Raw genomic sequence first — 19265 nt, 5'->3', positions numbered from 1 at the left:
TGGCAATATAGTGGAAACGAGCTACACAAGCCAATTTCTTCCGGTTTGCTACAGTACTGGAATTGCCCGCATAGTTCGCGGGAAATTTCAGTACTTAGGCAAATCCTCGGAAATTCCCAGGCTTGCTTCGCTCTCTGTTTTATAGCATTAATCCGACTGAATAGTGTATTGCCATGGTAATTATTCCTACAATAACATTTCTAATAATAGCGGTCTTAACTAATCCGTCTCCTAATTTGGCACTCAAATATCCGGTTAAAGCAACTGATAATGTCACGGCCAAAATTGTTCCTGGCCATTTTATTGCTGCGGGCAACAACGTCATTGCTACTAGTGGGAAAATGCCACCTGATGCAGCTGATACTAGTGATGAAAATGCTGCATCCCATGGACTCATGTAATGTCCTAATTGTAAATCATACTTAACTCTAACTACTGTTCCTAAAGCATCCTTTTCCATTAACTCTTTAGCAATGCTGTTAGCAGTATTCTCCTTAACACCACGTTCTACATAGTAATTAGCTACTACGTCCAGTTCATCTTGATAATTGGTTTTGATCAATTCACGTTCTTTTTCAATTGCAGCTCTTTCAGTATCCTTTTGAGAGCTAACTGAGGCGTACTCCCCAGAAGCCATTGAAAAAGCACATGCTAAAAGATCTGACAAACCCGCGATGAAAATTGTAAAGGTATTGGTTGTGGCAACGGCGACTGAAAATAGTACTCCGACAACGGTCAAAATACCATCATTGGAGCCTAATACACCAGCACGAAGGGTATTCGAACGTTCGGCCATTGTTTTCTTTTGTTTCTTTGGTTTTGAAACTGACATAGTTTTCATTTTTCTTCTCTCCTACTAATGTGCAAATAGTGATCCAATCGCATAAGTTACAAACATGGTTAACAATCCTGAAACAACATTTCTAATAACAGCTTTGCTACGTTTAGCTCCACCAAGAGTTGCAGCAGCGTATCCAGTAATTACTAAAGCGATAATAACAGCAATCACGGTCGCAAATAATTTAATACTTTGAGGAAACATCGTAATTGATACTAAGGGTAAAATTGATCCCGTTGGGAACGAAATCATTGAAGCCAATGCTGCTGCGATGGCACTTGTTTGTTCCTTGGGATTGAAGCCATATCTTTCACGAACTGCTACATCTAAGGGATCATCGCTCAACATTTCCGTTGTAGCTTGAGTAGCTAATTCTTTTGAAATACCAGTAGCTTGGTATTTATCACGAATATAGCCAAATTCTTCGTCATAATGACCATCTAATTGAGCAGATTCTTTTTCAATCGCACGTTTTTCAGTATCACGTTGCGTACTTACAGAAACCCACTCACCCATTGCCATTGAAATAGTTCCGGCTAACATACCGGCAATTCCAGATAGGAAAATAGCGTGATTATTGCTTTGCGCACTTGCAACACCGATAACAATACCAGCAACGGAAATAATTCCATCATTAGCTCCCATTACACTGGCACGCATTACGTTGATCTTTTCAGCTAAACTTTGTTTCTTCTTTGTCTTAGGCATGGTGCTCACCCCTTAATTTTTCATTACATTGGAATGGTTCTCATCTATTAACGAATACATAGTACCGCTTATTTTCTGAAAAGTAAACCATTCACGTCATTAAAATGATTTCAGTAATCAAACTCAAATCATTGTCATTCGGCGAACTTTAGTAATATAATTACTCTGTAATGATTCTCAAGTAGAAAGGAAGATTGCTCATGGCTAGTAATGCCGTAATGGAAGAAACGTTACAAATCCTAAAGGATCACAAGCTTCGGGTTACTCCCCAACGTCACATTATCTTGGCCTACTTAGTCAGCCATCATAATCATCCTACTGTTGAAATAATTCGTGATGCCTTAGGTAAGGAACTACCTAATATGGGTGCATCTACGATTTATAATACCCTCAATACTTTTGTTGACCATCATTTAGTCGTGGAACTTCAGAATGGTGATGGAAGTACTCATTACGATTACTTCGGAACTCCCCATTACCACGCTATTTGTACTAATTGTGGACGCATAGTAGACGTTACGTATCCAGGTTTCAGTGACACTGAAAAAGGGCTCGAAGAGAAGACTGCTGAAATTTCTGGATATATGATTTCTGGTAATCACATGGAAGTTTATGGTCTTTGCCCTGAATGTCAAATTAAATTAGGAATAAAAAATAATGAATAAAAAATTATATTTTCTTTGTTCCGGAAACTCCTGTCGGAGTCAAATGGCTGAAGGTTATGCCAAGAAATACTTACCCACTTGGGACGTTAGAAGTGCAGGTATCCGTATCGGCGGACTCAACCCATTAGCTGTTAAGGTTATGGCTGAGGATGGCGTTGACATTTCACAACAAACATCCAAACTAATCGATAATGACTTTATGAATCAAGCTGATCTTGTTATAACACTTTGTGGTGAAGCACGTGATAAATGTATTATTCCCCAGTCAACTCGTTGGTTACATTGGCCTATCAACGATCCTGCTGAAAGTACTGGTGATGAAGCAGAGATCATGGAAGATTTTCGTGACGCTCGTGATGACATCAAAAGTAGAATAATTAAATTAGCTAAAAATATCCAAAAATATTCTGAATAAATCAAAGAGGTCTGTCAGTTCAATTACGAATTGGCAGGCTTTTTTAATGCACATTGTTGGGATTACATCTTTTTTTGTGCTATAAGAGGTTATACTTATTTTTTGTCAGTGAGGTAAATGATAAATATTATCATTTACATTTAAAGATACTTAATTTATGATTGAATAGTAATATTTATCATTAAGGAGTTTAAAAATGCATTTAAAAAAATATCGCCTATTAAGTTTCTTCCTTTTCATCTTTTTACTTGTTCTAGCTGGTTGTTCAAATAAAACAGCTAATAAATCTAATGATTCCAAAATCAAAATTGTTACTACGACTGATTTTTACGCTGAAGTTGCTAAAGCAGTCGTTGGTGATAAGGGAACCGTTACTTCTATTATTAATAATCCTGCTATTGATCCCCACGATTATGAACCAACCACTAATGTAGCCAAGCAAGTCAGCAAAGCAGATATCACTGTTGCTAACGGTTTAGGATATGACTCTTGGATGAACAAATTGAATCAGGATGACAATAGTACTTACATCAAGATTGGTGAAAACGTCATGAACAAAAAAGTCGGTGACAATCCTCATATTTGGTACGAGCCACAGACTATGCCTAAGTATGCTAAATATTTAGCTAAAGAATTAGCCAAAAAATATCCTGACAACAAAACATATTTTGAAAATAACGCTCAAAAATATATTAATTCTCTTCAACCTGTTCAAAACGAATTAACTAAATTACGTCAAAAGTCACAAAGTTCCAAGAATAAAAGTGTTTATGTCAGCGAACCGGTTTTCGACTATTCATTGAAATCAACTGGATTTAAAGTCGCTAACAAATCCTTCGAAAAGGCTATTGAAAACGGTACGGACCCTACTCCAGCCAACATTAAACAGATGAATCAAGGTATCAAAAATAAGAAAATTGCTTTCTTCGTCCTTAACACACAGACTGACAGTAAAATTATCAATAACTTCGTCAAAAAAGCTCAAGCTAATAACATCCCTGTTCTAAAAGTTACAGAAACTCTTCCTAAGGGAAAAACTTATAAACAATGGATGTTATCACAATATAAGGATCTCAACAAAATTTTACAAAGTGAGAAATAACTATGATCAAAGTAGAAAATTTATCAAAAAGATTCGGTAATCAATTAGTCTTTGAGAACCTTAATTTTCAAATCAACGACGGCGACTTCATCAGTCTTGTTGGCCCAAATGGTTCAGGTAAAACCACTTTGGTTAAAATAATTATTGGCTTAGAAAAATCGTCTAGTGGGACCATCAAGACTTCCGGTCAAACAATTGGTTACGTTCCACAGTTCCGAAATATCGATTCCGATTACCCACTCAGTATCGAACAATTCATCCGTTTGAATCTAAAGATAACGTTAAATCCTGAAAAACGTCGTCAAAATAATGATTTGATCAACACGATTCTTCAAAGAACTGGCCTAACAGAGATCAAAGATCGACCATTAGGTTTAGTCTCTGGTGGTGAAAAGCAAAAGGCCTATCTGGCTCAAGCATTACTGAATGACCCTAAAACTTTAATTTTGGATGAATCAACAGCCAGTTTAGATGTAGAAGTCAAAAACCAACTGATGGATTTAGTTCAAGAATTGAATCACAAGTATCAGCTAACCGTTATTTTCATCACCCACGATTACGATTTAACTAAAAAATACACCAAACGTGCTCTCCTCTTTAAAAATAAGACCATTGAGCCTATCGATGTACAAAAAGTTTCTAAAGATATGTTCGAGATGGAGGGATAATTTTATGTTTGGATATGAATTTATGCGTGAGGCCTTTATTGCTAGTACCTTTATCGCAATAACTGCCGGATTAGTGGGCGTTTTCGTAGTTTCAAGAAATATGTCATTTCTTTCTCACACACTATCAGAAATTGGATTTGCTGGAGCTTCATTTGGTATCTTAATTGGAATTTCTCCCTTAGTTGGAATGATTCTCTTCACCCTAATCAGTTCAATTGCTGTCGGTAGTTTAAGTACCGAATCGTCACGACGTGAGGCTTCAATCAGTGCTATTTCTTCGTTATTCATAGGTTTAGGAATCCTATTCTTATCGTTATCCTCTGAATCAAGTAGTTATGCCACAAATATTTTATTCGGAAGTATCGTCGGTATCAGCGCTAAAGAAGTTCATCAACTAATGATCTTGGCTATCTTTGTTATCTTGATTTTTATCATCTTTTACAAACCACTATCCTTTGATTCCTTCGACCACATTGGTGCCCAAGCAGCTGGACTCAAGACTAGACTACTCTCAATTACGTTCTTAGTTACCCTAGCTTTAAGTGTCAGCATCGGTGCTCAAATCGTTGGTTCATTACTAGTTTTCGTACTATTAACATTACCAGCCGCTACCGCTAAATATATCGTTCACTCCGTTCCAAAGATGATCATCGTTTCAGTGGGTCTATCGTTGATTGGAGTTTGGTTAGGATTGTACTTAGCCTTTATAACAAATTGGCCCGTAACCTTCTTTATTTCAACCTTTGAAGTAATTGCTTACTTCCTAGGGCTAAGTTATAAAAACTGGCGCTTAAATCACTAAAAAAACAAAAAGAACGGTCTCCGTTAAACATTCAAGACATATCTTGTACTTGAATCGCTTAATAGAGACCGTTCTTATTTATTATTTAGATTTTATGATGATTAGGATTTAGTCCGGAGCAGTTAGAAAATTAACTCTATGCTTCCTTTTTCTCCAATTTCTTAGTACAGTCAGCACACAATCCATAAACTTCTATGGCATGTCCTTCAACTGTATAGCCTGGTAATTGATCGGTAAAAAACTCAATTGGGCAGGCTTTTAACTCTGTCACTCGACCACAGTTTTTGCAGACAAAGTGATGATGATGACGATGTTCAAAATCACATTGATACTTTACCAACGTTTTATTTTTTTCCTGATACTCAACCAATCCAATATCCGCAAACTCTTTTAGATTACGATAAATTGTATTATTGCTCATTCCAGGATAAAGATTGCGCATATAGTTGGCAATATCATTGATAGCAACGTAATGAATTGTAAAATTTTTGAGATAACTAATTAAGTCTGTTCTCTGTTTAGTCACCTTGTAATTGTTCTTTTTGAGAATCTCAATTGCTTTTTCCATTTAAGTCATCCTTTTTAACTGATCAATTGGTAGTGTAACATAAACCGATTCAAAAAAATGCTATATTCTCTTACCTCGCAATTTTCTCCAGACAACCATGATTAATGAAAAAGCCGAAATGGCCACAGCTACATAAAAGACTCGATCGAAGGCATGTAAGAATGACATTCCCAACTTTGGCGTAATATTTTGTACTTTTGGTAACTGCACGAACAAAAGAATCGATGCCATACTGATACCAATAGTGACACCCAATGTTCTAGCAAATGAATTGATTGACCCAGCCACTCCTGAGAGACTATCATCTACCGAACTCATCGTAATAGTATTATTTGGTGGTAAGAACAGTCCCAGTCCTATTCCGTTGATAACAATTGGTATGATTATCAAAACCATATTCATAGTACGTGGATACATCGCATATCCGATTTGTGATATCAGCAAAATCATTAAACCGATAATCGACAAGTTTGCCCTGTCCCAATGATCGGTTATGTAGCCAGCAATTGGTGTTATCAATAACATGGTTAACGACTGTTCCATCAACAATAATCCACTGATAAAAGGCGATATTTGCCCATAACTTTGTAAATAGAATGGTAACAAAATATTAGACATAGCGTTGACTAGCATGGCTAAAAACAAAATGAAAATTGATAATAAATAATCCCAATTCTTAACCAATTCTGGTGCAATCAAAGATTCGTGAAATTTCTGATCCTGGTAGAAGGCTAACAAAGCGATGACACTTCCTACTACTAAGAAGATGATTCCCGTTACTAAGGAATTCAGGCCATTTTGAAAATAAACACCACTTAGAAAAAATAGTGTTAATCCAATAGAAAATATAAATTGTCCTAGCCAGTTAAAACGTTTAAGTATCGTTGTCATTTGTTCTAAGGGAACTTTTGGTGTTGGTAGTAACTTACGACTGAAAAAGATGATGATAATTCCTAGGGGCACATTAAATAGATAAATCCAACGCCATGACGAAACTGACAAAATAATTCCACCTATTGCTGGTCCAGAAATAGCACCGACAGAAATAAACATCGAAATAATAGAAAGTGCTTCACCACGAGTTTCATCAGGAAAATATTGGCTAACAATTCCTAGTGAGTTTGCCATGATCATCGCTACCCCAATAGCCTGAATGACTCTACCAAACATAATCATTGGAAAATTAATCGATATTCCTGTTAATAGCGAACCCACAATAAAAACTTTACCACCATTAGAAAAGACAAAATTTTTCGAAATCATGTCTCCTAAATGACCAAACAGTACAAACGTTATTGTGGCAACAATCAAACCAATCTGAATGATCCAAGTCGATTGACCATTACTGATTTTTAAATCTTCAGATATTTTGGGCAAAGCTAAATTGGTACTTGATCCAGAAATAGACGTCAACAATGAAAAAAAGCCTAAAACTAAAATTACCGGTAACTGACTAATTATTTTTTGTGAATGCATCATAACATCCCCATTCAACAAAGTTTTTACATATAACCCTGTCAAAATGATAATTCCTTTTAAATCAGATACAATTATCTTGATTGAATGATTTCCATCTAACAAAGTTAAGGACTGGTAACTAGGACTTTTCCAAACAAATATCGTACACAATGGAATTTTTAGCTTTCTTTAATAAAAGGTGTTTATAATAAACTAAATAATTATTTGGGAGATTTGTTAATGAAAAACACGATTTTAATTGTTGAAGATGAACGTAGTCTTTCGAGTTACGTTAGTAAGGAATTACAATTTGAGGATTTCAAAACAGTTATTGCTAACGACGGTGCCGAAGCTATGGACTTATATGAAAAGCATCAAAATGATCTGTTGCTGATTCTCTTAGATTGGATGTTGCCTAAACTTGACGGTATGGAAGTCTTACGCCGGATTAGAAAACATGATCAAGTCCCTGTTATTGTTATGACAGCTCGTGATTACATTGGTGATAAAGTTGCTGGTTTAGATAATGGGGCTGACGATTACATCACTAAGCCTTTTGAAATCGAAGAATTATTGGCAAGGGTCCGTGTCATTCAAAGACGGGATGAACATCTATCGGAACCTGACCAAACTTATCAGATTGCTGATTTAATTTTGAATACTAAGTCACATCAAGTGACTCGAAATGACGAGATTATTCAACTAACTAGACGTGAATACGATCTTTTGCTATTCTTCCTACAACATGTTGGCAAAGTTTTCACTCGTGATGAACTACTTGATAACGTCTGGGGTGAGGATTTCTTGGGTCAACAAAATGTTGTTGATGTTTACGTTGGTTACTTACGTAGTAAAATTGACGGTAAAAAAAATAAACCTCTCATTCAAACTATCAGAGGCGTCGGTTACTCACTTGAGGATGTGACAGAATGAATGACAAGCAACTCACTTATCAAGAATTAATTAACAACGGTATCAAAAAATTAGTCATTATTATCACTTTATCAATCAGTGCTTTAATTTTAATCATTGTCGGTGTGCAGCAGTCCTTAATGACAGTGCATGAAGCTCAAGGGCAAATGATGAGTTTAAATCGGGCTAATATTGACGATATTCCCAGTTTTATCCATTGGAATAACCAAAATAATCGCCATTCCAAACAAAATACTGTTATTAGAGTCAAAACTAATAAATCATCTATTACCGCAACATCAGGTCGTGAAGGACAAGTTATTATGACCTCCTCAGCTTCCAAAAAATTTATTGCCCAAAAGAAATTCAGTATTTTTAGTAAAAACGTTGTTTACGTTAATAGTTTTGGATTCTTCTTATTTTTTTCGCAAAAGGATACTAATACAATTTATCAAATTTGGGTTAGTTTGAATCGACTAATCAATAGTTTGATTCTTTTAATAATAATCATCAGTATTGTTGTCTTCATTACGTTAGGTTTTGGAACTTGGTGGGCTCAACAATTGGCTGCTAAACTTAGTGCCCCCACGATTCAATTAGTCAATGAAACTAGAAACACTATTAAGGACTCTGAAGTCGACCAACCAACTTTAAAAGTACCACAAAGTCCACGAGAAATTCACGAGTTAGGTAATGCTTTTAATGAACTACTGACTGCCCAAAATCAGCGATTACAGCGTGAAAAAGATTTTGTTTCCAACGCTTCACATGAACTGCGTACTCCAATTGCGGCAGTTCGAGGAAATATTAATTTAATCAAACGTCACGGTGACAAGCATCCCGAAGTCATTCCTGAATCACTTGATTTTATCGACGAAGAATCTTTACGGATGCAAAATTTAATTGAGAATCTCTTACATCTATCTCGAGCTGATCGAGCTAAAGTTATTTTACAGGATGAAAACTTATCTGAGATCACAGAACAAATTGGGCAACACTACGAACCTTCGATTCCTCATAAAATGATTTTAAACATTGATTCTGATTTACATATCTTGGGAAATTCTGATACTTTGAAGCAGATTATTGTAGCCCTCTTAGACAATGCTAATAAATATTCTGAAGACAATACTCCTATTAACTTAAGTTTAAAAAATATTGATAATAAAATTGAATTATCAGTTGCTGACTTAGGATTGGGTATTCCTGATGATCAGAAAAAGCTTATTTTCCAAAGATTCTACCGTGTTGATACCTCTCATTCTTCCGAAATCAAAGGTAGTGGCTTGGGGTTATCTATCGTCGCTCAATTAGTTAAGTTGAATAACGGTGCTATTGAGGTTTTGAATAATCAACCTCGTGGCAGTATTTTTAAAATTACTTTCGATAAAATCTAATCCTTTCTTGGGATTGGATTTTTTTATTGCTTAAATTTTACAATAACTGCTTTGCTACAGTCCTGAAATTACCAGGTCTGTGGAACTCTCTCCTCTTTCTAAGATTTTCTTATAAAAACCTTATCGAACCTAAGTAGTTACTTCATCATCTTCCTTGTAAACTATGTTTATTCAATCGAACAATTAAACAAGTGAAAGGACTTGGTATTACTTATGTCAGAACTTACAGAAAGATTAAAACAACAATTGATTGCTGGCTCTTCTCGCCCTTTGATGCAAGATGCCGGTCAACACTGGTACACAGGTAGTCAACTTAACTTAGAAGAAAACGTTTGGAAAAACTATTGGCAAAACAAGGGTATTGGTCATAACGATATCGTCTTAGTTGCCTTATCTAATTCCGTTTCTTACTCTATCGTTATTCAAAGTCTCTGGGATATTGGCGCTATTGTGCAACCTATCAACCCAGTTTCTACTGAAATTCAAATCAGTGAACTGGAAGATCAATATCATTATTCCGCAATTATTTTAAATGAAAATGTTAAAGAACTTCCTATCTTAAAAGATACTTTTACTAATCAACCTCGTTTAACTACTTTACATGAACCCGAGGTTCAAATTTTTATCCGTAACAAACATATTGCTCATCTCAATGAAGCCCCTGATGACGATCAATTGGCAGTTATCATGCATACTTCTGGCACAACCGGAAGACCTAAACGGGTCGGTTTGACACATCATCAACTCTTAGCTGGTGCTTTCCATGTTATTGACAGCGAGTTACTCACTAGTCACGATAGTACTTTTATCTTGATGCCAATGTTCCATATCAATGCCTTAGTAATCTCTAACCTAGCTACTCGTTTATCTCATGGACAATTACTCTTCCGTCCGAAATTCAGCGCCCATCTCTTCTGGAAGGAAGTCAGTAGTGAGAAAGTAACTTGGGTCTCACTCACACCGGCAATTATCGCTATTTTGTTACAGCGTAATGAACAACCCACTGATAACAATTTGAGATTTCTCAGAACTGCTTCAGCACCACTTTTACCTAGCACCCATGAAGAATTCAATCGCCGATTCAATGTTCCATTAATTGAAAGTTACGGTATGACCGAGGCTGCTAGTCAGATAGCACAAAATCCATTGAAGAAACCTCTTCAAAATAGTGTCGGCTTACCTGTCGGCACCAAATTAAAAATTTTCGATGATAACTATCAGGAAGTACCTATCGGTCAAGTCGGAGAAATTGCTATTAAGGGTGAAAGTATCATTACACATTATCTTGACCCACAGCCGGAAGCTTTTCATGATGGCTGGCTTTTAACTGGTGATTTGGGTTCCTTAAATGAAGATGGTTATTTGCAAATTTCCGGTCGTAGTAAAGAGATGATTATTCGTGGCGGTGAAAATGTTAATCCACTTGCTGTTGAAGATTGTCTTAACGTTTTGAAATTTGTCCGTGAAATGGCCGTAATTGGTGTTCCTGACAAAATTTATGGCGAGACCGTCACTGCTGTTATTGTCCCAAACGAAATCAGTCAAGATCATCGACACCAACTCGCATTGTTGAATGAATTAGCAAATGAGCAGTTATTACCTGTTGAACGTCCAACAAAGTACATCTTTAGTAGTCAATTACCAAAGAATGCTACTGGAAAAATTCAACGTACACTTCTAGCTCAAGAAGTGACTCAACAATTAAAGGAGGCTTAGTCAATGCAAGATTCTCTGACCATAGCACGCAAAAAAAGGAAGTTTGATCTTCCTGTAACTAAACTATTACCATTTCTCTTGCCGATTATTCTGATTCTATTTTGGCAAGTCAGTTCTACCCTTGGTTGGCTGTCGAGTTCCGTTTTACCATCACCTCTAGCAGTGCTTCAAGATGGAATCAAGTTAACTCAAAGTGGTGAACTACCTAAAAATCTTAGTATCAGTCTATATCGTGCAACTGTCGGTCTCTTGATTGGTGGTGGAGTTGGTTTTATCCTCGGATTTATCAATGGAATGTCAAAGACTTGTCGCTTACTATTCGACTCCTCTATTCAGATGTTTCGTAATATTCCTCATTTGGCACTTATCCCATTAATTATTTTATGGCTTGGTATCAATGAATCAGCCAAGATATCCCTAGTAGCTATCGGAACAATGTTCCCAGTCTATATCAATACATTCCACGGTATCAGTTCCGTCGATCCCGATTTGATCGAAATGGGAAAATCTTATGAACTTTCTAAAAGCCAAATGTTCTTCAAAATTATTTTTCCAGCTGCCTTACCACAAATTCTCGTTGGTATCCGTTATGCCTTAGGTGTGATGTGGACTACCTTGATTGTTGCTGAAACTATCTCAGCTAGTTCTGGTATTGGTTATATGGCTAATAACGCGGAAGATTTCATGGACATGGAAACTGTTATTTTATGTATTGTCGTTTATGCTATTTTAGGTAAAATTTCTGATTTAGTTGCCAAAAGTTTTGAAAGTTTACTACTTGAATGGCAAACAACTGGAAGGAGCAACGTTTAAATGAATAAAAATTCAATGATTGAAATTAAAAATGTTAATAAAATGTATCAAAATCTAACTGCTTTGGAAAATGTGAATCTCAATATTAATCAAGGCGAATTCATCGCTCTGGTCGGTATGAGTGGTGGTGGTAAAAGTACCCTTCTAAGACTGATTGCCGGTTTAGAAAAACCTACTAGTGGTGAAATTACTGTTGGTAAAGATAATTCCCGCTCCGTTATGAGAATGATGTTCCAAGAAGATCGTTTACTTCCCTGGATGAATGTTTTAGACAATTTATCATTTGGTTCTAAAGATAAAAATACTAAAGCACATGCCAAAGAATTATTAGATCTTGTTGAATTGGGCGACTATGCTAATCACTTTCCCAATCAATTATCTGGTGGTCAAAAACAACGAATTGCCTTAGCTAGAGCTTTAATGACTAATCCTAAAGTCTTATTATTAGACGAACCACTTGGGGCATTAGATGCCTTAACTAGAAGAAAAATGCAAGATTTAATCCTTGATGTTTGTCAAAAACAACATCTTACAACAATCCTTGTAACTCATGATGTCGATGAAGCAGCTCGTATGGCCGACCGTATCGTCGTTATGAAAGAATCAACCAATTACTATGAAGAAGATTGTCCTAAGAATCGTAATGCTGGTCAAATCGGTATTGTAGCCGATCGAGTCCTCAACGAAATACTAGGTGAAAAAGAAATTCAAAAACAAACCGCCTAAAAAAATCGACCCTTCAAAGGTCGATTTTTTTATTGAAATGGCAGATAAATATCGATTTTTTCGGCAACGTGCTAAACTTACGAAAAATGAATGGAGGAAAGTCATGAATAAAATTGATCGATATTTAGAATTTGATGATCCCACTGTCTCGGAATTCGATCTCAAAGTTAACGAACAGTTCGACATCGTCGACGGCCTCGAACAATTAGATATTAAAACAGTGATCGAAATGCCTCCGGAATTAGAAATAGACTGGAGTTCGGCTGTTCCAGTTTACTTAAGTCTCTTTGTTAATCTAGATCGAGACCAAGTGCCATATCAAATATCCAGTAAAATATCTTCATATTTCAAGGTCAATGATGAAATATCCAATGTTGACGCCTTACAAATTTTACAAACAGATGCCGCAACAATTTTACTATCCTATTTAAGACCACTAGTCTCAATGATGACTGCAGCAAGTGGTTTCCCAGCTATGACACTTCCCATGATTGACTTTAATTCTGAAGATTAACGATAATAGCCCCAATAGCTCGATTTTGAGCTATTGAGGCTATTTATTTAAACATTTTTCTGTAATCTAATCGATTCCTGTAAGAAACCACTAAAGATTCCCATAATAAATGGCACTACAATCGTGATTAATAATAGAATCCCAAAAATCACAGCCTTCTTATTAAGACTTTCATTAAACTTCTTTCGATTAATGCTATTGGCAAAGAGAATAAAAAATATTAAAGAGAACCCTGACATCCAATCACTCACGTCACCCATAGACATTCCTGTCCCATAAATAATTGCCAGAGTAATAGCTACGAATACGAATCCTGTAATGACTATTGTTTCTAGCTTAGTCAGCCTAATCTTTCCATCATCTTTAAATTTATCCATTAGAGCAACATCTCCCTTGATTAACTCATCCAAAGAAACACCAAACAATTCACTAATGGCAATTACGTTAGCAAAACTAGGCAATGTTGTTCCATTTTCCCACTTCGAAATCGATTGTCTGGTTAAATAAAGTTTCTCTGCCAACTCATTCTGTGACATATGATGCGATTTCCGCTGTTTTTGTAACTGATCACCGATTTTCATTTTTGGTGCCCCCTTACTCAATTAGACGAGCGTTTAAATATCACCCTTACTATTTGTACAGATTATCGTAATAACCTTGTCTTTTGACAGCTTCTCCTAAAACTCCACTAACGGTTCCCATAATAAACGGCACCAAAATTGTAACTAATAATAATATTCCAAAAATCACAGCCTTCTTATTAAGACTTTCATTAAACTTCTTTCGATTAATGCTATTGGCAAAGAGAATAAAAAATATTAAAGAGAATCCTGACATCCAATCATTCACATCATCCATGGATATTCCCGTCCCATAAATAATTGCCAGAGTAATAGCTATGAATACGAATCCAATAATGACTATTGTTTCCACCTTAGTCAGCCTAATCCTTCCATCATCCTTAAGTTTATCCATTAGAGCAGCATCTCCTTTGATTAACTCATCCAAAGAGACACCAAACAATTCACTAATGGCAATTACGTTAGCAAAACTAGGCAATGTCGTTCCATTTTCCCACTTCGATATCGATTGCCTGGTTAAATGGAGTTTTTCTGCCAATTCATTCTGTGACATATGATGTAATTTCCGTTGTTTTTGTAACTGATCACCAATCTTCATTTTGGTGTCCCCCTTTATTTAGTTACAATTCTAGATGTAATTATCTATTCAGACGAGAACCTAGAGGTTGCTTTTACCTTGTCACCTAAATATACAAAAGGAATCGACCTAAAGTCGACTCCTCTTTAAAAATATACCGTTATGAATACGTTATTAATTACCGTAAGAAATTCCTTGATCTATTCCCTTAATAATTTCAGGAATAGCATGCATAATCTGAGGTATCAAGAATAAAGCTAATAGTAATATGCCAAAAATAACTGCTCTTTTGTTGAGTGATTTATTGAATAATTTCCATTTAATATTAGTTAAAAAGCCAATACCAGCAACTAACTCAAACAATGAAATCCAGTCCATCATCTGATGTGAAGTAACTCCATAAAAATAACAAACTCCTAAGACTATAAACGCCAGCACAAATCCAACCATGACAATTGTTTCTACTTTGGTTAATCCTATCTTTTCATGCTCAAATTTATTGATTAATGCCGGATCCTCTTTAATAAGCTTGTCCAAAGAAATATCAAACAAATCACTTATAGCAATCACATTAGTAAAGCTAGGTAAAGAAGTTCCATTTTCCCATTTAGAAATCGCCTGACGAGAAATATTTAATTTAGCTGCTAAATCCTCTTGTGACATATTATGTTGCTTACGTTGATCTTGCAATTGTTTGCCTATTTTCATTAAGTCCACCTCATTTAATATTTAAAAGTTTATCTTAAGTGAATCTCATTGAACAGAAACCCTCGGTTGCAATTACAGTAAAGCTCATTTTTATCGTTATGCTATAGTTATAAGTACGATTAAATTGTCTTTAACATCATAACAAAAAAGCCGACTATTTAGTCGACTTCCTTAATTCAATATTATTTTACTTATAATCACCTGAATCACTAATAGTTACCTTGTTATCGATCAATCCTGCATCATAGAAAGTATCTGCAATTTTTTGTTCTTCCTTAGCGTAAGTTGCGTTCATAGTGTAAATGCCATAAGTACGACGTTCCACCATTCTCTTAACTACCGCTTTAGAAACTTTCAAGGACTTACTCATCATCGTTATGAGCTCGTTATGATTATTATTAGCCCATTGCATATCTTCTTCAAGATATTTAATTAAGTACTTAGATACTTCTTTATTTTCTTTAGCATAACTTTGCGTTGATAAGACATAATCACGATTATTAGTAATTCCAGAACCATCAACTATAACTTTAGCGTTTTGATTAGTTTCAGCTTGTGAAGTGTAAGGATCCCAAGTTGCCCAAGCATCTACTTTGCCTTTAGAAAAGGCTACACTGGCACTTGATTGATCCATATTGACCCAAGTAACGTCACTAGCACTCATTCCAGCCTTCTTTAAAGCCGCCAATAACATGTACTGTGAACTCGTTCCTTTAGTATAAGCAACTTTCTTACCTTTCAGATCTTTTACTGAAGAAATACTTGAAGATCTCTTTACCAGGATTCCTGATCCTTTGGCTTTAGAAGATCCGGCTGCTACATAAGTTAGTTTTGTTCCCGTTGATAAAGCGGATACTGGTGGCGTATCACCAGTCCTGGCATAATCGACACTACCCGCTTTCAAAGCTTGCATTAGGGAATTACCATCTTGGAATTCTTTGAAGACTACTTTGTAACCTTTGGCCTTCATCTTCTTAACAAACTCACCACGTTGTTTGGCAATATCGAAAGGATCGCCCTTTTGATAACCGACGGTCACCGTTTGTAAGCCTGAACTGGAACTACTTGTATCAGTCTGTTTAAAACCATACAAAGCAACTACAGCCCAGAAAATAAGAACGACACTGATTAAAAATTTTTTTAGAGTCCGTTTTCTTTTGCTCATGCACGCTTACCTACTAACGCTGACATCACCTGTTCACGTAACTTCAAACGAATTACTTTGCCAGTGGCATTACGAGGATAATCTTTTACAAAAAAGATCCGGGTTGGTTGTTCGTAGTTAGCCAAACTAGCCTTGGCGTGTGCCATAATCTTACGACGTTCCAATTCTTCATCTTGGTCTCCACGAGTAATGACAACTGCTGTAACAGCTTCACCGTATAGAGTATCAGGAGTTCCAATAACTGAAACCTCTCTGACAAAATTTAATTGGCTCAGAATATTTTCAACCTGTGCAGGCGCAACTTTTTCGCCGCCATGATTGATAATATCTTTCTTACGACCTTTAACAAAAAGATAACCGTCATTGTCTAGATAACCTAAATCACCAGTCAAGAACCAACCATCTTTAAATGAATCTGGATGTGAATCTAAATAATCACTAATAACGTGATCACCTTTAACTACAATTTCACCCAACTGATTGCTCTCAGTTACCACATTGCCATCAATCATAATGGCAACGTCTGTTTTAAATGCCTTACCAGCCGAACCAACTTTAGGAGCATCAAAAGGATTAATCGTACATTGACTTGCAGTCTCGGTCATACCATATCCTTCTAAAATTCTCGTATGAAATTTAGTTTGAAATTCAGTTAATTTATCAAGTGGTAAAGCAAATGATGAACATCTCACAAAACGTAATTTTATATCATTGGCATATGATGCTAATGAATTCTTATTTATCAACAAGATATTCACAATTGTTGGTACAACAGAAACCCATGTAACACCGTTATTACGTATTTGATTCCAAAACTTTGAAGCACTGAATTTCTCGGTTACAACTATCTTGCCACCAGAAAGTCTAGTTGAAAGAATTGAAATAGCTTGAGCGTTAATGTGAAACATTGGCATTACTATCATCGTAGTATCTTGAGCGTTCATTTTATGGCTTTCAATATCATGTTCGGCTGCATTCTTCAAAATACGATGTGTTAACCCAACTCGCTTAGGTTTACCGGTAGTACCAGAAGTATTGAGAATTAAGGCCAAATCATCTTCCTTTGGAAGTGCCGGTTCCTGCCCCATCAATTGTCGATCACGGATGATGTGCAAAATTGAGTAGGTTTGTAAATGTAACGCCGTTACAATAGCCATTCTTTCATCCAAAACGGCATTAACTAAATCTTCACCTACAATTGAAGCTACATAATCGTGATCACTTAATTCTTGTTGTAATTCTCTTTCGGGTGTTGTAGCTGAAATAGGATGCATGATTGCTCCCACTTCCCAAAGAGCCTGAGTCAAGACCGGATAAGCCGCTGTATTTGGTAAACATACCAAAACAACATCGCCTAAACCAATGTGTAAATCTATCAGCTCCTTTTTTAAATCATTAACATCTTCTGCAAATTCAAATCCTGTGAACCACTTATCTGTAGTCTCATCCTTAATGATTCGTTCATTTTTATTATTCTTTAACTGTTTGTTTAATAGATTCGTTATTTCTGACATATTTTTTAACTCCTTTTGTTAAATGCCATTGTGGACGTCCAATTAATACTCCAAATGGGGGAACTTTGTAGCAGAACCATGAAATAAGAAAGGCTCCACCTAATACAAATGCATATCCTAATGGTAGTAACAGCAACATGACAATTGATGGAACTTTAATCATGCTGAGAATGCCATATAACAATGTAATTGGAATTGTTTGTACTAAATAAATCCCAAAGGATACTTTTGCCATATTACTTACCATACGATCAATTATTTTTGGTAATCCATTATTTCGAGCATGAGCATATTGCCGCCCAATCCAGAAGACAAAGGCAATCATGAATGTATCGTAAATAAAAATAAATGGTTGATGAATTGACTCCGTTGCACTCATACTTAGTTTTAGAATGTTCTGATTACCAAAGAATAGGAACACAGTTCCAATAGCCATAACTAAAGTTGACCAACCAATCACGCGATGATTTTTTTCAATAAATTTATCTACTTGATCATAGTGAATTGCCACGAAAGCTCCAGCTATGAAGTAGAATTGGTAAACTAAAACATTCATTCCATAGGCTCTAAATAAATACCACCAACTGTCACGATCAACACCAGGTAACCAATACTTAATTCCTATTACTAACAATAGTTGTATGATTGCACTGGTTGCTAGAATAGCAGTGTGATGCTTTGGCAATTTTTTAAACATATAAACTATCAATGGAAAAATTAGATATAACTGAAAAGTCACTAAAATGTAGTACATGTAATATTTGTTACCATGAATGATGGCATCAATTAAATTTTTATAATAATCCGGCCAACTTATCGCTACACCAGCCGTAACGGTGGCAAACCACATTAGGATTGCATTCCAACCAATGTAAGGTATACCAACACTGATATAGCGCTTCTTCCAAAAATTTAGCCAATGATTATCACGATTGTAATAGTTTAGAACCAAAACAAGTCCGGTCATAAACATAAAACCCATTCTGGTAAAGTGAAGCATCAAGTGAGTTGCTTCAATAAATAATTGACTACCTGAACCATTACCAACATTATTCTTAAATGCTGTCGTCGTATGATTAAGTAGAACTCCGCCGATAAAGAGAACTCGCATTAGATCGACTTCATATAGGTATTTCTTTTTCTTCTTCGTTGCCAAGAGTTCACCTCTATTGCGATTATTTACTTGCTGTTAAAAAGCATAGTTAAGTTATAGCATCGCAACGGTGGTATGGTCTTGATGATTCATTAAGGTTAAAATAAGAAATTCTTAGATAAGAGATTTGCTTAAGATGCCGTCCTCCACAACAAGCTCGATTGGTCTGGACTGATGAGTTGTTCTATTGTTTGTACATTTAATTACCCAAAATAATAAAAGAGTGTTCATATCAACCAATATTTGCATTGGTGATCTGAACACT

The 19265-nt window shown here is 35.8% G+C and carries 20 protein-coding genes and 1 pseudogene; 11 read left to right on the top strand and 10 right to left on the bottom strand.

All coding sequences use genetic code 11. The features are described from left to right. Positions 1-139: 139 nt before the first annotated feature. Entirely contained in the window at positions 140-841 is a 702-nt protein-coding gene (locus FC97_RS09075; protein WP_054643486.1) for a VIT1/CCC1 transporter family protein, read from the bottom strand. A gap of 15 nt (positions 842-856) precedes the next feature. Continuing rightward, the gene (locus FC97_RS09070; RefSeq protein WP_054643487.1) at positions 857-1546 is read right to left on the bottom strand and encodes a VIT1/CCC1 transporter family protein; all 690 of its coding nucleotides are present in this window, start codon (positions 1544-1546) and stop codon (positions 857-859) included. Positions 1547-1746: 200 nt separating this feature from the next. Here FC97_RS09070 and FC97_RS09065 point away from each other — a divergent pair, with 200 nt between their 5' ends. From FC97_RS09065 to FC97_RS09045, 5 genes are all read left to right on the top strand, one after another. After that, positions 1747-2211 (top strand): Fur family transcriptional regulator, encoded by a 465-nt coding sequence (locus FC97_RS09065; RefSeq protein WP_056953150.1) that lies wholly within the window; start codon positions 1747-1749, stop codon positions 2209-2211. Then, positions 2204-2626, top strand: a complete 423-nt coding sequence (gene arsC / locus FC97_RS09060; RefSeq protein ID WP_054643489.1) for an arsenate reductase (thioredoxin) — start codon at positions 2204-2206, stop codon at positions 2624-2626. The genes FC97_RS09065 and arsC overlap by 8 nt, the downstream gene beginning before the upstream one ends. A gap of 196 nt (positions 2627-2822) precedes the next feature. Then, positions 2823-3728 carry a metal ABC transporter solute-binding protein gene (locus FC97_RS09055; RefSeq protein WP_056968118.1) on the top strand — a complete coding sequence of 302 codons (906 nt, stop codon included), beginning with the start codon at positions 2823-2825 and terminating at the stop codon, positions 3726-3728. Between the two features lie 2 nt (positions 3729-3730). Next, on the top strand, positions 3731-4396 hold the full coding sequence (locus tag FC97_RS09050) for a metal ABC transporter ATP-binding protein (protein WP_054643490.1): 666 nt from the start codon (positions 3731-3733) through the stop codon (positions 4394-4396). Positions 4397-4400: 4 nt separating this feature from the next. Next, positions 4401-5198, top strand: coding sequence for a metal ABC transporter permease (locus FC97_RS09045; RefSeq protein ID WP_054643491.1), 798 nt, complete (start codon positions 4401-4403; stop codon positions 5196-5198). A 136-nt stretch (positions 5199-5334) separates the two neighbouring features. Here the strand turns inward: FC97_RS09045 and FC97_RS09040 are convergent, their stop codons facing one another. Then, on the bottom strand, positions 5335-5766 hold the full coding sequence (locus tag FC97_RS09040; RefSeq protein ID WP_025084547.1) for a Fur family transcriptional regulator: 432 nt from the start codon (positions 5764-5766) through the stop codon (positions 5335-5337). Between the two features lie 60 nt (positions 5767-5826). Next, positions 5827-7245: an MFS transporter gene (locus FC97_RS09035; protein ID WP_371125774.1), complete on the bottom strand. Its 1419-nt coding sequence runs from the start codon at positions 7243-7245 to the stop codon at positions 5827-5829. Positions 7246-7464: 219 nt separating this feature from the next. Between FC97_RS09035 and FC97_RS09030 the strand changes: the two genes are divergently transcribed. The 6 genes and pseudogenes from FC97_RS09030 to FC97_RS09005 all read left to right on the top strand — a co-directional run bounded on the left by FC97_RS09030 (position 7465) and on the right by FC97_RS09005 (position 13302). Further along, complete coding sequence (locus FC97_RS09030) at positions 7465-8157, top strand: response regulator transcription factor (protein WP_056968114.1); 693 nt, start codon at positions 7465-7467, stop codon at positions 8155-8157. Next, the gene (locus FC97_RS09025; protein WP_054643492.1) at positions 8154-9533 is read left to right on the top strand and encodes a sensor histidine kinase; all 1380 of its coding nucleotides are present in this window, start codon (positions 8154-8156) and stop codon (positions 9531-9533) included. Before FC97_RS09030 ends, FC97_RS09025 begins: the two co-directional genes overlap by 4 nt. Positions 9534-9746: 213 nt before the next feature. Beyond that, positions 9747-11249: an AMP-binding protein gene (locus tag FC97_RS09020; RefSeq protein WP_054643493.1), complete on the top strand. Its 1503-nt coding sequence runs from the start codon at positions 9747-9749 to the stop codon at positions 11247-11249. Positions 11250-11252: 3 nt separating this feature from the next. Next, the gene (locus FC97_RS09015) at positions 11253-12062 is read left to right on the top strand and encodes an ABC transporter permease subunit (RefSeq protein ID WP_054643494.1); all 810 of its coding nucleotides are present in this window, start codon (positions 11253-11255) and stop codon (positions 12060-12062) included. Positions 12063-12155: 93 nt separating this feature from the next. Next, a pseudogene (locus FC97_RS09010) lies at positions 12156-12788 on the top strand (ABC transporter ATP-binding protein); the annotation flags it as partial. 103 nt (positions 12789-12891) lie between these two features. Beyond that, a complete protein-coding gene (locus FC97_RS09005; RefSeq protein WP_054643496.1) occupies positions 12892-13302 on the top strand; it encodes a protein-export chaperone SecB in 411 nt (136 codons plus the stop codon). A gap of 47 nt (positions 13303-13349) precedes the next feature. Here FC97_RS09005 and FC97_RS09000 read toward each other — a convergent pair whose 3' ends face one another. From FC97_RS09000 to FC97_RS08975, 6 genes are all read right to left on the bottom strand, one after another. Then, positions 13350-13883: a helix-turn-helix domain-containing protein gene (locus tag FC97_RS09000; protein WP_054643497.1), complete on the bottom strand. Its 534-nt coding sequence runs from the start codon at positions 13881-13883 to the stop codon at positions 13350-13352. Between the two features lie 49 nt (positions 13884-13932). Next, the gene (locus tag FC97_RS08995; RefSeq protein ID WP_054643498.1) at positions 13933-14481 is read right to left on the bottom strand and encodes a helix-turn-helix domain-containing protein; all 549 of its coding nucleotides are present in this window, start codon (positions 14479-14481) and stop codon (positions 13933-13935) included. 153 nt (positions 14482-14634) lie between these two features. Next, on the bottom strand, positions 14635-15168 hold the full coding sequence (locus FC97_RS08990; protein WP_054643499.1) for a helix-turn-helix domain-containing protein: 534 nt from the start codon (positions 15166-15168) through the stop codon (positions 14635-14637). 187 nt (positions 15169-15355) lie between these two features. Further along, positions 15356-16333, bottom strand: coding sequence for an aliphatic sulfonate ABC transporter substrate-binding protein (locus tag FC97_RS08985; RefSeq protein ID WP_054643500.1), 978 nt, complete (start codon positions 16331-16333; stop codon positions 15356-15358). Then, positions 16330-17847 carry an AMP-binding protein gene (locus FC97_RS08980; RefSeq protein WP_054643501.1) on the bottom strand — a complete coding sequence of 506 codons (1518 nt, stop codon included), beginning with the start codon at positions 17845-17847 and terminating at the stop codon, positions 16330-16332. The genes FC97_RS08985 and FC97_RS08980 overlap by 4 nt, the downstream gene beginning before the upstream one ends. Then, on the bottom strand, positions 17804-19003 hold the full coding sequence (locus FC97_RS08975; RefSeq protein WP_054643502.1) for an acyltransferase: 1200 nt from the start codon (positions 19001-19003) through the stop codon (positions 17804-17806). The genes FC97_RS08980 and FC97_RS08975 overlap by 44 nt, the downstream gene beginning before the upstream one ends. Between the last annotated feature and the right edge of the window lie 262 nt (positions 19004-19265).

Origin of the sequence: Companilactobacillus kimchii DSM 13961 = JCM 10707, assembly GCF_001435445.1 — a bacterium.
Lineage (GTDB): Bacteria > Bacillota > Bacilli > Lactobacillales > Lactobacillaceae > Companilactobacillus > Companilactobacillus kimchii.
The sequence above is the reverse complement of the archived record's forward strand: the minus strand, read 5'-3'. Positions and strand labels throughout refer to the sequence as shown.

Excerpts from the sequence above, each read along its gene's own strand:
- FC97_RS08985 (WP_054643500.1), bottom strand. The coding sequence starts at position 16,333 with ATGAGCAAAAGAAAACGGACTCTAAAAAAATTTTTAATCAGTGTCGTT.
- FC97_RS09050 (WP_054643490.1), top strand. The coding sequence starts at position 3,731 with ATGATCAAAGTAGAAAATTTATCAAAAAGATTCGGTAATCAATTAGTC.
- FC97_RS09055 (WP_056968118.1), top strand. The coding sequence starts at position 2,823 with ATGCATTTAAAAAAATATCGCCTATTAAGTTTCTTCCTTTTCATCTTT.
- arsC (WP_054643489.1), top strand. The coding sequence starts at position 2,204 with ATGAATAAAAAATTATATTTTCTTTGTTCCGGAAACTCCTGTCGGAGT.
- FC97_RS09020 (WP_054643493.1), top strand. The coding sequence starts at position 9,747 with ATGTCAGAACTTACAGAAAGATTAAAACAACAATTGATTGCTGGCTCT.
- FC97_RS09065 (WP_056953150.1), top strand. The coding sequence starts at position 1,747 with ATGGCTAGTAATGCCGTAATGGAAGAAACGTTACAAATCCTAAAGGAT.
- FC97_RS09030 (WP_056968114.1), top strand. The coding sequence starts at position 7,465 with ATGAAAAACACGATTTTAATTGTTGAAGATGAACGTAGTCTTTCGAGT.
- FC97_RS09005 (WP_054643496.1), top strand. The coding sequence starts at position 12,892 with ATGAATAAAATTGATCGATATTTAGAATTTGATGATCCCACTGTCTCG.
- FC97_RS09040 (WP_025084547.1), bottom strand. The coding sequence starts at position 5,766 with ATGGAAAAAGCAATTGAGATTCTCAAAAAGAACAATTACAAGGTGACT.
- FC97_RS08990 (WP_054643499.1), bottom strand. The coding sequence starts at position 15,168 with ATGAAAATAGGCAAACAATTGCAAGATCAACGTAAGCAACATAATATG.
- FC97_RS09070 (WP_054643487.1), bottom strand. The coding sequence starts at position 1,546 with ATGCCTAAGACAAAGAAGAAACAAAGTTTAGCTGAAAAGATCAACGTA.
- FC97_RS09045 (WP_054643491.1), top strand. The coding sequence starts at position 4,401 with ATGTTTGGATATGAATTTATGCGTGAGGCCTTTATTGCTAGTACCTTT.
- FC97_RS09035 (WP_371125774.1), bottom strand. The coding sequence starts at position 7,245 with ATGATGCATTCACAAAAAATAATTAGTCAGTTACCGGTAATTTTAGTT.
- FC97_RS09025 (WP_054643492.1), top strand. The coding sequence starts at position 8,154 with ATGAATGACAAGCAACTCACTTATCAAGAATTAATTAACAACGGTATC.
- FC97_RS08980 (WP_054643501.1), bottom strand. The coding sequence starts at position 17,847 with ATGTCAGAAATAACGAATCTATTAAACAAACAGTTAAAGAATAATAAA.
- FC97_RS09075 (WP_054643486.1), bottom strand. The coding sequence starts at position 841 with ATGAAAACTATGTCAGTTTCAAAACCAAAGAAACAAAAGAAAACAATG.
- FC97_RS09000 (WP_054643497.1), bottom strand. The coding sequence starts at position 13,883 with ATGAAAATCGGTGATCAGTTACAAAAACAGCGGAAATCGCATCATATG.
- FC97_RS09015 (WP_054643494.1), top strand. The coding sequence starts at position 11,253 with ATGCAAGATTCTCTGACCATAGCACGCAAAAAAAGGAAGTTTGATCTT.
- FC97_RS08995 (WP_054643498.1), bottom strand. The coding sequence starts at position 14,481 with ATGAAGATTGGTGATCAGTTACAAAAACAACGGAAATTACATCATATG.